Below are 12,913 nucleotides of genomic sequence, written 5' to 3' on the forward strand. Positions count from 1 at the left end.
CACTTGATATAATAATTGTTTAGATTTTGAATCTTGACAATTTATTATAAAGGGTCGCCCTAGAAATCCCTAACAATGCCGCTGCTTTTGACTTATTTCCTTTTGCTTCTTTTAAAACACTTTCAATTAATCCTCTTTCTTCCTCTTCACGCACCACTTTCATCGCTTCTTGTTTTGCTGGTAAAGACTGAATCATAGGTACTAATTTCTTTTGCTCCATATCCCGATAATAAAATTCTTCTGGTAAATCCTTAGCCCGTATATGTGCATCATCTGATAGTGCAAATAGCCTTTCTAACACATTGATTAATTCCCTAACATTACCCGGCCAATTATAATGGAACATAAGGCGTAATACCTCTTTATCAAGTGTCTTTTCTTCGGCACCATACATTTGACATAACTTTTGTAAATGTTCTTCGACAATGAGTGGTATATCTTGTTTTCGAAAGCGAAGCGGTGGAATATGAATCGGAATAACATGAAGACGATGATATAAATCCTCCCTAAAAGTTCCTTCTCTAACCATTTGTTTTAAATCTTTATTTGTCGCTGCGATTAGCCTGAAATCAACAGGAATTGGATGTGTACCACCTATTCTTTCTATTTCCCTTTCTTGTAAAACACGCAAAATTTTTACTTGCGTTAATAGAGACATATCGCCAATCTCGTCTAAAAATAATGTTCCATGATTTGCAAGTTCAAACTTCCCTGCCTTCCCATTCTTTTTCGCACCTGTAAAAGCACCGTCTGCATAACCAAACAATTCAGATTCTAGTAAATTATCAGGAATAGCAGCACAGTTCACACTAATAAATGGACCGTCTTTTGTTATACCGGTATCATGTATAGCACGTGCAAATTGCTCTTTACCAACACCGCTTTCCCCAGTAATTAATACTGATGCTTTTGATCCAGCTGCTTTTCGAGCCATTTTTTTCGTTTCAGAAATTGTTTGGCTTTCTCCAAGAATATCTTCAAATCGAATCTGTTTCTTTTTCGGTTTAGAAAACGTTGGTTTGATTGTCCTATCCTTTTGATCAAATCGTTCTAGTATTTTATAAATATCTGAAATCCCTTCATGAATAAGCATCCCTACAGCACCTATCACTCTTCCCTGCTTCCAAATTGGCATCCGGTGCACAACTAGATTCTGTCCTTGCAGACGGTGCACTTGATTTCTTTCTGGTACTCCTGTTTTTAATACAACTGGAAGCCGCGTATTCTCAATTACATTTTCAGCGTGCTGCCCAATTGCTTCTTCTTTCGTTACACCAACAAAGCGACTATACGTGTCATTAAACATTTGGATAACTCCATTTTCATCCACAATTGCAATACCTTCGTATGCAGTATCAAAACAAAGTTTAAACCACTCTATCGTTTGATGTGCACATTTGATTTCTTGAACCAAATCTTTATGAAAGGCTAATAATTCCTTATTACTGAACACTCCTTTAAGCTCTTTGTTTTCCTCACAGGTAACGTAAAGTGGAATACTCTCTAACTCGCTTAATGAAAACTCTTCCCTTACGTTATAGAAAGAATGTCTCAGTATAGTAACAATCGGTTCATCCCACTCTGAATGATCCTCTAACCACTTTACACAATCGATTAGTTTAACAACCCCAATCACATGATTATTTTCTAAAACAGGGAGTTCTGCGCTCTCTGATTCAGCTAGTAGTCGTAATGCTTCTCGAATTGTATCATCTTTCCTCAAAATGTACGGGTCCTGCTTCATCCAATTTCGAACAGATTCATATTTTGCAGCAATCATAACTGAATTTCCCTTCCTTTAGAATGTCTATACTCCTCTTTTCCTATCTGGTTAACACGCTAATGCTTTTCTACCGTGGAAAAAATATTATGATAAAATGCAACTACATAAACGAGGATTTCGTTTCTTTTTCGTCCAAAAACTTTTATCAATCTCATTCTTACTATCCGTTAATATGAAAAAAAGCGATGATTCATTTCACATCAAGCAGGTGTTTTTGCTAAAGATGTGTATCATCGCTTTCTTATTTTATTTATTGCCCATCAGATAAGACGGTTTTTGCAATTCCCTTATCTAACTCTTCAAAATCATGGTACGAAATTGTTTCATACAATTCACTTCTTGTTTGCATATCAGAAAGCCCTTCTTTTTGCGATCCTTCCTCTTTTATGAGGTGAAAAATACGCTCATAAGCTTTTGCTGCTACGCGAAGAGACGTCACTGGATATATGACCATTTGATAACCGATATTGGCAAACTCTTCAGCAGTATAATACGGTGTTTTTCCAAATTCGGTCATATTAGCAAGTAAAGGTACTGTTACTTTCTTTGTAAATAAACGAAACTCTTCTTCTGACTGCAAAGCTTCTGGGAAAATAGCATCTGCACCTGCTTCTATGTAAGCAATTGCTCTCTCAATCGACGCATCTAACCCTTCAACTGCACGAGCATCCGTACGAGCTACAACAACCATCGATGGTGCTACTTCTTTTATAACTTTAATTTTTTGTTGCATTTCTTCAATGGAAACAAGTTTTTTCCCATTGAGATGTCCACACTTTTTAGGAAGTTGCTGATCTTCAATTTGGACAGCGGCTACATTTGCTTCCACCATTTCTACAGCAGTTCTCGCTACATTTAACACTCCACCAAATCCTGTATCAATATCGACAAGAAGAGGTAAATCCGTTGCTCTCACAAGTTCTCTTGCTCTTTCAGCTACTTCAGTAGATGTTACAATACCTAAATCTGGTAAACCCTTACTTGCTGTATAAGCAGCTCCTGATAAATAAAGAGCTGAAAATCCAGTATTTTTTGCAACAAGAGCAGCCATCGCATCATGTGCACCAGGAATTTGCAAGATTTCAGGTGATTCTACTAAAGCTCGGAATCGATTGGCAAGTTCTTCTTGTGTTGACTGTTTATTTACAACCCAAGCCATTCTTATTCCCCCTATACTTAAATTAAGAAAAGATCTACAAATTCATTTACATTCATATTTTCTAATTTTTCTTCATTCAAACAAGCTTCATGAATTTTTTCTTGTTGTTTATTAGAATAATGAACAGCCATATTTGCAGAGAACTTTTGAACAACCTTTGGAATCGCTTCGTCTCTACGGAAACGGTGACCTAATGGATATTCACATTCTACGTTTTCTGTTACTGTACCATCTTTAAAATGAATTTGAACAGCGTTGGCGATTGAGCGCTTGTTCGGATCAAGGTAATCTAAACTGTATTGTTTATTTTCAACAACAACCATCTTATTTCGTAATTCATCTACGCGAGGGTCAGAAGCTACTTCATCCTCATAATCATCTGCAACAATATCACCTTTTAATAAACCAATTGCAGTAATGTATTGCAAGCAATGATCGCGGTCAGCTGGGTTATTTAATGGACCCTCTTTATCAATAATACGAACTGCTGATTCATGTGTCGTAATTGTAATACGGTCAATTTCATCTAATCGTTCTATCACTTGTGGATGTAATTTCACTGCACATTCTGCAGCCGTTTGAGCATGGAATTCTGCTGGATATGATACTTTAAACAATACATTTTCCATTACATAAGAATCTAAAGGTCTTGCTAATTTTAGTTCTTGCTTGTTAAACAATACATCTTGGAATCCCCATCCTGGTGCAGATAATGCTGTTGGATAACCCATTTCACCTTTTAATGCAGTAAGTGCAAGATGAACACCACGGCTTGTTGCATCCCCAGCTGCCCATGACTTACGTGAACCTGTATTTGGAGCATGACGATATGTACGAAGACTAGAGTTATCAATCCATGCATGAGACAATGCGTTAAAGATTTCTTCACGCGTGCCACCAAGCATTTTAGTAACAACTGCTGTTGTCGCTACTTTTACGTATAACACATGGTCAAGACCAACACGGTTTAAACTATTTTCTAATGCAAGTACACCTTGGATTTCATGTGCTTTAATCATCATTTCAAGTACATCTCGTACTTTTAATGGTTCTTTTCCTTCTGAAATACGGACGCGGCTCACATAATCTGCAACAGCTAAAATGCCACCTAAATTATCAGACGGATGTCCCCATTCTGCTGCAAGCCATGTATCGTTATAATCTAGCCAGCGAATCATACACCCAATATTAAACGCACCACGTACTGGATCAAGTACAAATGATGTTCCCGGTACACGTGTACCATTTGGCACAATTGTTCCTGGTACAACTGGTCCTAGTAATTTCGTACACTCTGGATATTGCAGTGCTAAAATTCCACATCCAAGCGTATCAAGTAACACATAGCGCGCTGTACTGAATGCTTCTGAACTTGTAATCTCATCATTTAATACATAATCCGTAATCTCTTCTAAAATTGCATCTTTTTGTTTAATTTCATTTGTTTTAATCACGCTATCCTTCCCTTTCTGTTGAAAATTCGTTATTATTAAGAATGGGTGTCGGTCAAACACCCACATGGCGGGCGGCCTTAACAACTCCCCAGTTGTTTTTATTTGCTAAGCACATGTCGCTCGCCGATATAATTTACACGTGGGCGGAACAATCGATTATTTGTATGTTGCTCAATCACATGCGCACATAAGCCTACCGTTCTTGAACTGAAAAAGATTGGTGTATACAGTTGAATTGGAATACCTAACATCCAATAGACTGGAGCAGCATAATAATCTAAGTTTGGATAGATTCCTTTTTCCTTCTCCATAATCTTTTCTCCAGCTTCACACATTTCATATAATGTATAATCGCCTTTCACATCACATAACTGTTTTAATGCTTCTTTCATCATAAGCGCTCTAGGATCTATCTTTTTCATGTAGACGCGATGTCCAAATCCCATGATTTTTTCTTTGTTATACAGTTTCTTTTGCAGTAATTCTTCAAATTTCTCAACAGTACCCGCTTCTAGCAGCATGTACATTACTGCCTCATTTGCGCCTCCATGTAAATTACCTTTTAAAGAAGCAACTGCTCCGGTTAAGGCACCGTATAAATCTGATTGTGTCGACGCGATTACTCTAGCCGTAAAAGTAGAATTAGGCATCTCATGTTCACTATACAGAACAAGTGATTTATCAAATATTTTTTCTTCTAATTCAGAAGGCTTCTTGCCCGTAAGCATATGGAAGAAGTTCGCACTATAAGATAACTCTTGAATTGGTTCAATCGGTTCTTCATTATTCAAAATTCGATAACTGTTAGCTACTATATTCGGCACTTTACTTAACAATTTATAAGCACGTTTTTTATTCACATCTAATGAGCGATCATCAATTTCATTATCATAACCAGAGAGTGCTGAAATTCCCGTGCGTAACCCGTCCATCGGATGCGTTTGTTTTGGCAATGCTTTTAAAACATCAAAAACACCAGTAGGAACTTCATATTCATGCTTTAGCGTTTCTTCTAATGCCGCTTTTTCATCTGAATTAGGAAGTTTCTCCTCTAATAAAAGATGAACAATATCTAAATAACTTTTCGTTTTGGATAACTCAATCAGATCATACCCTTGAATAACGATTTCTCCTTTTTGTGTATCAAGAAAAGAAATCTTCGTCTCTGCTGCAACTACCCCATCAAGTCCTGGAAAAAATTTTTTTCTGCTCCCATTTTATCTTCCTCCCATCCAAATAGATCTTCATTTACAATTCTGTAAGCCTTTCCAAGATTGCACAAATATATTTCCCTTAGTATTCTCTTCTAGTTACTTCATCCACTAATAAAGAATACGTGGTAAGCAGCATACAAGATTTTTCTATGTTTAGATTGTTCATAATAGTAGTCTTGTAAGAATTTAAGTGGCCATTCCAAACAGAGAATTTCTCATAGCTTCATACTTATTAATGAACTTCGACAATAACAAATAGCTTTTCAAGAAGCTGTTACTATACGAAGAGATACTATAAAACATATTTTCTACCTTCGCACTTAACACCTCCTATTCACATAGACTTTGGTGTGTACTAAACCAGGCAAGGGCCTCATAGCATCCAAATAGCGCAACTTCCCTTTTAAGAAGCTAGAACGAACACTATATCCTCACCAGTTTTACATCTATTACTTTTTCTACTTAAATATATCAGACTCTTCTAATAATTACAATTTATTTTACTTTCAGTATTTTTAAATATTCTAACTATTAATTTTATTAATATACTTATTATCATTTTTATTCTGTTTTTTATGATAATGAATTTAAATTTTCAGTAGCGGCGTCACTCACCTCCCACAAGATGATTTTCAATAAAAAAAAGATAGCAACACGCTATCCTTTTCACACATTTATACTTATTAATTCTATTTCAACCATGCTCCAACAATCGGATATTGAAAAGGTCGCTCTTTTAGCGCACGAACGATTCCGATGATTGGAGTAATTAAAGCTACTAATCCAAAAATAATTAAGAACGGAATTCCAATTAATACCCAAGAAAAAAATACTGAAATAGCAATTAATACACCTATTACAAAATGAAATATGACTGCTTGTAATGATAAACTTTTAATTTCTCGATCAGAACTAACAAGAAATATAATAAACGGAACTAATACAGGTGCAAACCAAGTACTAGCATGAATAAATATTTTCAGTCCTTTATGCTCCATTTAAAAATTACTCCTTTTCATTCGCATTTTCTTCATTATGTAATATTTTACATTTTATTCTAAAATATGTGAATGAATCTTGAGACTGATTTATATTCATTCAAAAGTTGGATAATTTACTCCGACTTTAAACCAATATTAGCTTCTATTAGCCCTCTTTTGATTACCACGAGACCAGACAATGACTGGGATAAGCAGTAATGAAAGGATACCTCCGGCAAATGAAAGTGTTGCGTAACTGGAATGAGCTACGACCATGCCCGATAGTGCTCCCCTGATGCCCCCGCCAAAGCAATCAAGACATCAACAGATCCTTGCGTCTTTGCGCGATTGGACGGAGTAGTTGCATCCACGATGAGCGCAGTGCCGCTAATCAAGCCAAAGTTCCAACCAAGCCCAAGCAAAGCGAGCGCGATGATGAGTACTAACATGGAATCAGCAGGTGCAACAGCTGCCAAAACACCGGCAGCAAGTAGAGTGGCACCAGAAGCGATTGCCATTGCAGTACGTCCAATCTTATCTACGAGGATACCAGTCATAAGAGATGGTAAGTACATTGCACCTATATGAAAACCAATTACCAGTCCTACCTCTTTCAAACTATGTCCATGATGTCCCATATGTACAGGTGTCATTGTCATAATTGAAACCATGACAATTTGAGTTAAGACCATGATTGTGGCACCAACAACGATTCCTCGTTTTTTTATTGCTAAGTTACTAGATCTCTCATCTGAAAGATTACTCCCGTCCGTTCTCTGCACATCTGCAATTGCTTTCGCAACAACGAGAGGGTCTGGACGAAGTAGAGCTAGAAGTACCAAACCGGCAAGGATATAGGCTGCAGCTGCTAGAATGAACGGACCGGCTAGAGCAGGAACTTTAATCATTATTGCGAATCGACCCATTACATCAACCAAATTTGGCCCTGCGACAGCACCTAAAGTGGTTGACACCATTGCAATGCTGATTGCTGTTGCTCGCTGTGTAGAATTTGCTAGGTCTGTACCTGCATAGCGTGCTTGTAAATTTGTAGCAGTTCCAGCCCCATAGATTAGTAGTGAAGCAAAAAGAAGTACAAGATTATTAGTTAATGCTGAAACCACCACTCCGATTGCGCCGATACCGCCAGTCAAAAATCCTGTCGCGAGTCCGAAACGTCGTCCAAAACGCTGAGAGAGTCGCCCTACAAGTAGCGCTGCCCCAGCAGAACCCAAAGTGAACAACGCAGCCGGAACCCCTGCAAAACTATCTGTACCTAGCATGTCTTGTGCAAGAAGTGCTCCGACGGTTACGCCTGCTGCAAGTCCTGCACCACCGAAAATTTGTGAAATGACAACTATAATCAACGTCCGTTGATATAACTGTCGTTGCTTTTCTGGAGAATCAATGTAACTTTGTAACCAAGCCGGTTGATTTTCTAAAGCTTTTGAATCATCAACTTTATGTAGCATCACTCAGGCCACCTTTCCTAGGAACTGACTTTGCAAATTGTATAAGCCAATTGTTAAAGTCTTCTTTCCGATAAGGTATCAATACTAATCTCTCAGTTTCAGAACACAAGCTAAATTGTCTCAAATTAATTCTCCTAACCTCACATTTTTTACACTTATTTATTGAACAGAAAATTCCAATAATAACAATTTACCATATTACTTCAATACCCACTAATATTCATTTCACTTTAATCAATTTTTCTGCTATTTTATTTCTCCTTTATATTTACAATTCTAAAAAAACGATCCAATTTTGTTCCTTGTTTTAAATTTAAGGTTACACAGACTGCTGCACATATTCCATATACCTAGACATATTTCAAAACAGAAAGGCAGGAAAAGTGATGACTTCTTATATAAATTACACCTCTCCTTCTATCCAATTCGCTCAAGATGTAAGTAAAAGTAATTTTTTCACAAAGGATGCGCAAAATTATATAAACGTGTTAGGGATTAAACAATTAAATACATTAGATAATACATCTTTACTAGACATTTTTTTAAGCGCGGATAATGTTGTAGAGCCTCATGTACACCAAAATGCCGCTGAACTCGTTTATTGTATTTCTGGTGCAGCTATCGTTTCCTTACTTAACCCATTTACGAATCAAATTCTTAATTTCCCTATAAAGCCAGGTCAAGTTACTAATGTACCGCAAGGTTGGTGGCATTATGAAATTGCCACTGTAGACAATACACATTTATTAGCCATTTTTAATGCTCCTACTCCAGAAGTTATTTTTGGATCAGATATTTTAAGATTAACTCCATCCAACGTAATGGCCCATATTTATTGTCTTGATGAACAACAATGGAAGCAAGCAGTATCTCCTATTCAATCTACTACTGTAATTGGTCCTCCAAAAGACTGCAATCAATGTCAACATCGAAATACAATTCATCATATACCTAACCAAAATCAAACACATGCCCAACATCCATCATATTATTATCAATCACAAATTCCATATCAATATTGGGGATATTGATATGACAAACTACCTTTAAATTCCATTTTAGATGTATACTTTTGCAAACACACCATACTTAACTGTTAGTTGTCCAATTTCTTTATACTTTTTATAAGCACAATAATAATGTAAGTAAAAAAAGCTGACTCTCATGAGCCAGCTTTTCTCATTACATTTCTGAAATCCACATTCCATACCCCGGATACACTGCATTCAACTTCGCAAATGTCTCATCGCACCATGTTTTTGAATTAAAATCACCAACTGCAATGCGGTGATTTCCATCATCTAGACACTGTACCCCAACACCATATCCTGGTAATATTTCTTTAATTTTTCTCAATACATCTGCAGTCCACTCAACAGAATCGAAATCCCCTACATAAATACGATAGGACTCTGTGCCTATAAACCATTCTAACGGCTTGTCCCCTGTTAATAGGTTCACATCAACTTTCCCAATCCCTTCAACATAACCATTATCACTGTATTGCCACAAGTCACACGCATAATCAGGTTTTATCTGTGGTGTTCCGTCATTTGTTCCATAACGAGGTAACCATATGAAATCTGCATTCACATTTTGTAATCCGTAAGATCCGTACATATAGTGCGATACATATAACCCTACCTTCCATCCAGCCTCCTTACATGTATCAATAAAGATCTGCGACGCTTCTGCTAGATTAGCAGCTCCGCAGCTTGTTAAAGTATCATTCTCAACATCTAGAACTAGAAATTTAGCATTTAGGCTTACTCGGTTCATAAAATCTTTCGCCTCTACAATAGCATCTGCCACAGATACATAGCATCCGTAAGCATAAGCTCCATGGAGAATACCTCGTGCTTCTAAATGTTCCACATGGTCTGTATATCTCTCGTCTATTTTTCGGGAACCATACTGCACACGGCAGATTGCTAAATCAATGTGCTGGGCAGCTATATCCCAATTTATATTTTCATTCCATTTTGAAATATCTATGATATATCCCATGATTTATTTTCTCCTTTTGGATTATTGTACTCGATAGCTTGTCTCATATAAAACAACAGCAAATCCTTCTCGTTTTATCACTATCTCAGTATATCCTGCTTCATTTTGTTCTTCTTTTTCTCATCAGGACACATCATACTTTGTAAGCTGTTCCATTCAATATATTTCTCCTCCTCTCACACTACTTTTCTACTTCAATTGCAGTTCTTTATATATATAAAACACCACGCTATAATTTGGCATAATAATATTGCTGTTCTATATCCCTCAATGTAATATCATATTAGAGGTGAATAATATGCAAAGTTTAAAATCTTTAAAACGGGATATAATTCTCTTTTTTCCTTTGTTTGTTTTTAATGCAGTTCTATTCATTTCAAAGATTATTATAGACAATGACCTAAGCTGGATACGCGCACTATTAACATTAGCATGCCTTTACGTTTGGGTATCTAGTGCAATAAATATTAAAAGTAAGAATTACAAGACAAAATAAAAAAGCACCCGTTATGGATGCCTTTTTAATTTTATCACTTATATATATTAAGTATTACTGTAAAACGATGATTTCCATGAGGTACAACTTGATGAATCTCAACGTATTGCGCTTCAGACTCTCGACGAGTATCCTCATTCAACTTCAATAAAGCTTTAGTCAATGTTTCTCCTTCATGAAGTTTTAACTCATCATAACCTTGTTGTTTAATCATCCATCCCACTCCTTTCATTAATTTAATTTGCATTTCGACTAAAAGAAATATTCATCAGAACGAAAGGAAATGTTGCAAGTCATTCCGAGATGGTGGTTTTACATCTTTTAAACATCGCATTGGTGTAACTATGCTTAATGAGATGTAAAACAGTATGACGAATGCGATTATTTTCACACTCGCCACACTAGAATATGTCTTAATTTGTTTTAATTAACTTCAATAATTCAAGTAAGGGAATCTTACCACCTTAATCGCGGGTTCCTACCGCCCGTTCTCCGGTAACATTTTGATAACAGGGCAACGCTATCCCCATCAGTATTCTTTTTTCAAAGAACTGTATAGGTATAGCGTAATATCGATTCTATTTTGAAAAATCCCCGAAAATGTCCCCAAAAATATCCCCCATTTTGTCAGAAGTATTTAGATAAATCAATTATTATTGTATTATACAAATAAACAAATAATTAATAGAAAGGTAACAAAACATGTCACTAAATTTCGAACCTATTATACAAGCTTTAGAAACAACTGTTTAGTTTATTCGCTATTGTTTTTGAGAAAAAGCAAGTCATATAGAACTTGCTTTTTATCTTATATTTCACAAAAAAAGCCCTGCCATAAGGCAGAACCAGAGCCAAAGCGAAAGTAATGACTAGCACCCTCATCATATCCATTCTGTATAAACAGCGCAAAACGCTAAAATTCAATTTTGTATAGCGTATTATCAAATAATCTCTAGCGCAGTTGCAATTAGTCGAATCGCAGTTCTCTTTTTATCATAAAAGTCATCGCGTTTTATCATCAGTTCATTGTATACATACGTGTCTTTCACTTTCTTATCGACCAGGTACTTCATCTCGATAATCTCACGCTGGTCTTCATCTAATGAGTTCTGCAATGCCCGTTCAATTTGTTTAAATTTAATCTCATGAATTTGATCATCTTTCATTTTTGGAAAAAGAACAGCGTATCCTGCCGCATTCCGTTCTTGTCTATTCTGCTCCCGAACACGCAATGCTTTATAGTTTTTTTATTCCTTCACTACACGTTTGCGCACCTCTCTTATATCGATGTCTTCGAAGAATGACATTTGTTCCATATGATACACTTCCCCTCCGTTCAGTATAGTTTCTACCCAAAGGATTATTTTGTTCAAATTTTAGATAGATGTTAATATTCTTCATAAAGGAGGTCTATTTATGAAAAATTTATGGACAAAGATTTTTTTAGGTGTTCTCATAGGAATTCTTATAGGATCTGTTCTTTTAATAACTTTATATTTTGTTAGTGTTTCACTTTTTTGGAATCAGCCCTAATTTAAATAATTTTTCTCCGGTTTCCCCTTGGAGACAAGCAGTTAACTTTTGCTAGCTGCTCTTTTCAATGCAACTTCTTCAAATTGTAATTAGAGCTGCTAAATTAACTTTCTTTACATACATGCACTCTTTAGATCCACGTCACATAATGTAATGTAAATCCGCTGGAATGTCTATAACAACAGCCCTCATAGTTTTTTTCCTCACCAAAAGGAGGAATTGTTCATGGGTTTTGCTGGTTGTGGTGGCTTCGGCAGCGGCTTCGCCTTACTGATTGTGTTATTTATCTTATTAATCATAATCGGTTGTAGTTGTTTTGGAGGTGGATTTGGCTGCTGATGCTAAGAGAAGGCACTCAATTCGAGTGTCTTTATTTATTTGTCCAGTACTTTCCCCTTACTTCACTACAAAATGAAATTTTTGTTTTAATCCCTTCGCAATTCTATGAATAAATTGCAGTCGAACCCTTTCGAAGAATGAATCATATAGTGATTTAAGCAATCCCTGATAAAGTAGGTGAAAATATGCCGTCTGTTGTTGGGAACTTAGTCGTTCAAAATAGTAACGGTTCTTTTAACTTAGGAGACTTCTATAATGTATCTCCGAAAGAAAATACGAAAGCTTATAACGGATCCGGTTCATCTAACGTTGCTTTTGTTCTTAATACCTTTAACGGTGTAAGCGGTACGAATACATTTGATTCAGATGTAGCTGATCAAAATCAAATTGGAACAGCCTAAAATTATTTATCCTTTTCTCTCCACTGCATAATATTTCAAATCCCGTTTATACTACAGCTAGTTTCAGCTAATTTT

The 12,913-nt window shown here is 36.2% G+C and carries 11 protein-coding genes and 1 pseudogene; 3 read left to right on the forward strand and 9 right to left on the reverse strand.

The window, feature by feature from the left end; all coding sequences use genetic code 11:
- Positions 1 to 19: 19 nt before the first annotated feature.
- From ACEWFJ_RS14555 to ACEWFJ_RS14580, 6 genes and pseudogenes are all read right to left on the reverse strand, one after another.
- Positions 20 to 1,780: a sigma 54-interacting transcriptional regulator gene (locus tag ACEWFJ_RS14555; protein ID WP_473689047.1), complete on the reverse strand. Its 1,761-nt coding sequence runs from the start codon at positions 1,778 to 1,780 to the stop codon at positions 20 to 22.
- A gap of 253 nt (positions 1,781 to 2,033) precedes the next feature.
- Entirely contained in the window at positions 2,034 to 2,942 is a 909-nt protein-coding gene (gene prpB / locus ACEWFJ_RS14560; protein WP_429720653.1) for a methylisocitrate lyase, read from the reverse strand.
- A gap of 17 nt (positions 2,943 to 2,959) precedes the next feature.
- Positions 2,960 to 4,396: a 2-methylcitrate dehydratase gene (gene prpD / locus ACEWFJ_RS14565; protein WP_429718585.1), complete on the reverse strand. Its 1,437-nt coding sequence runs from the start codon at positions 4,394 to 4,396 to the stop codon at positions 2,960 to 2,962.
- 98 nt (positions 4,397 to 4,494) lie between these two features.
- A complete protein-coding gene (mmgD, locus tag ACEWFJ_RS14570) occupies positions 4,495 to 5,553 on the reverse strand; it encodes a citrate synthase (RefSeq protein ID WP_473692515.1) in 1,059 nt (352 codons plus the stop codon).
- 746 nt (positions 5,554 to 6,299) lie between these two features.
- Positions 6,300 to 6,608 carry a magnetosome magnetite crystal formation protein family gene (locus tag ACEWFJ_RS14575; RefSeq protein WP_473689048.1) on the reverse strand — a complete coding sequence of 103 codons (309 nt, stop codon included), beginning with the start codon at positions 6,606 to 6,608 and terminating at the stop codon, positions 6,300 to 6,302.
- Between the two features lie 138 nt (positions 6,609 to 6,746).
- Positions 6,747 to 8,062, reverse strand: a pseudogene (locus ACEWFJ_RS14580) (MFS transporter).
- 386 nt (positions 8,063 to 8,448) lie between these two features.
- Here ACEWFJ_RS14580 and ACEWFJ_RS14585 point away from each other — a divergent pair.
- On the forward strand, positions 8,449 to 9,093 hold the full coding sequence (locus ACEWFJ_RS14585) for a cupin domain-containing protein (RefSeq protein ID WP_473692517.1): 645 nt from the start codon (positions 8,449 to 8,451) through the stop codon (positions 9,091 to 9,093).
- Positions 9,094 to 9,244: 151 nt separating this feature from the next.
- Here ACEWFJ_RS14585 and ACEWFJ_RS14590 read toward each other — a convergent pair whose 3' ends face one another.
- From ACEWFJ_RS14590 to ACEWFJ_RS14600, 3 genes are all read right to left on the reverse strand, one after another.
- Positions 9,245 to 10,069: a GH25 family lysozyme gene (locus ACEWFJ_RS14590; protein WP_473689049.1), complete on the reverse strand. Its 825-nt coding sequence runs from the start codon at positions 10,067 to 10,069 to the stop codon at positions 9,245 to 9,247.
- A 530-nt stretch (positions 10,070 to 10,599) separates the two neighbouring features.
- On the reverse strand, positions 10,600 to 10,779 hold the full coding sequence (locus ACEWFJ_RS14595) for a hypothetical protein (protein ID WP_098307310.1): 180 nt from the start codon (positions 10,777 to 10,779) through the stop codon (positions 10,600 to 10,602).
- 727 nt (positions 10,780 to 11,506) lie between these two features.
- The gene (locus tag ACEWFJ_RS14600; RefSeq protein ID WP_473689050.1) at positions 11,507 to 11,797 is read right to left on the reverse strand and encodes an ArpU family phage packaging/lysis transcriptional regulator; all 291 of its coding nucleotides are present in this window, start codon (positions 11,795 to 11,797) and stop codon (positions 11,507 to 11,509) included.
- A 526-nt stretch (positions 11,798 to 12,323) separates the two neighbouring features.
- On the opposite strand from ACEWFJ_RS14600, the gene ACEWFJ_RS14605 reads away from it, so the two are divergent.
- Positions 12,324 to 12,437, forward strand: coding sequence for a YjcZ family sporulation protein (locus ACEWFJ_RS14605; protein WP_473689051.1), 114 nt, complete (start codon positions 12,324 to 12,326; stop codon positions 12,435 to 12,437).
- Between the two features lie 185 nt (positions 12,438 to 12,622).
- Positions 12,623 to 12,838, forward strand: a complete 216-nt coding sequence (locus ACEWFJ_RS14610) for a spore germination protein (protein ID WP_429709856.1) — start codon at positions 12,623 to 12,625, stop codon at positions 12,836 to 12,838.
- The last annotated feature ends 75 nt before the right edge of the window (positions 12,839 to 12,913 follow it).

This window comes from Bacillus sp. EA-CB0995, from assembly GCF_055814245.1.

What these genes read in the sequence shown, in the direction of transcription:
- ACEWFJ_RS14555 (WP_473689047.1), bottom strand. Translation starts at nt 1,780, where the DNA reads ATGATTGCTGCAAAATATGAATCTGTTCGAAATTGGATGAAGCAGGAC.
- prpB (WP_429720653.1), bottom strand. Translation starts at nt 2,942, where the DNA reads ATGGCTTGGGTTGTAAATAAACAGTCAACACAAGAAGAACTTGCCAAT.
- ACEWFJ_RS14575 (WP_473689048.1), bottom strand. Translation starts at nt 6,608, where the DNA reads ATGGAGCATAAAGGACTGAAAATATTTATTCATGCTAGTACTTGGTTT.
- ACEWFJ_RS14585 (WP_473692517.1), top strand. Translation starts at nt 8,449, where the DNA reads ATGACTTCTTATATAAATTACACCTCTCCTTCTATCCAATTCGCTCAA.
- ACEWFJ_RS14590 (WP_473689049.1), bottom strand. Translation starts at nt 10,069, where the DNA reads ATGGGATATATCATAGATATTTCAAAATGGAATGAAAATATAAATTGG.
- ACEWFJ_RS14595 (WP_098307310.1), bottom strand. Translation starts at nt 10,779, where the DNA reads ATGATTAAACAACAAGGTTATGATGAGTTAAAACTTCATGAAGGAGAA.
- ACEWFJ_RS14605 (WP_473689051.1), top strand. Translation starts at nt 12,324, where the DNA reads ATGGGTTTTGCTGGTTGTGGTGGCTTCGGCAGCGGCTTCGCCTTACTG.
- ACEWFJ_RS14610 (WP_429709856.1), top strand. Translation starts at nt 12,623, where the DNA reads ATGCCGTCTGTTGTTGGGAACTTAGTCGTTCAAAATAGTAACGGTTCT.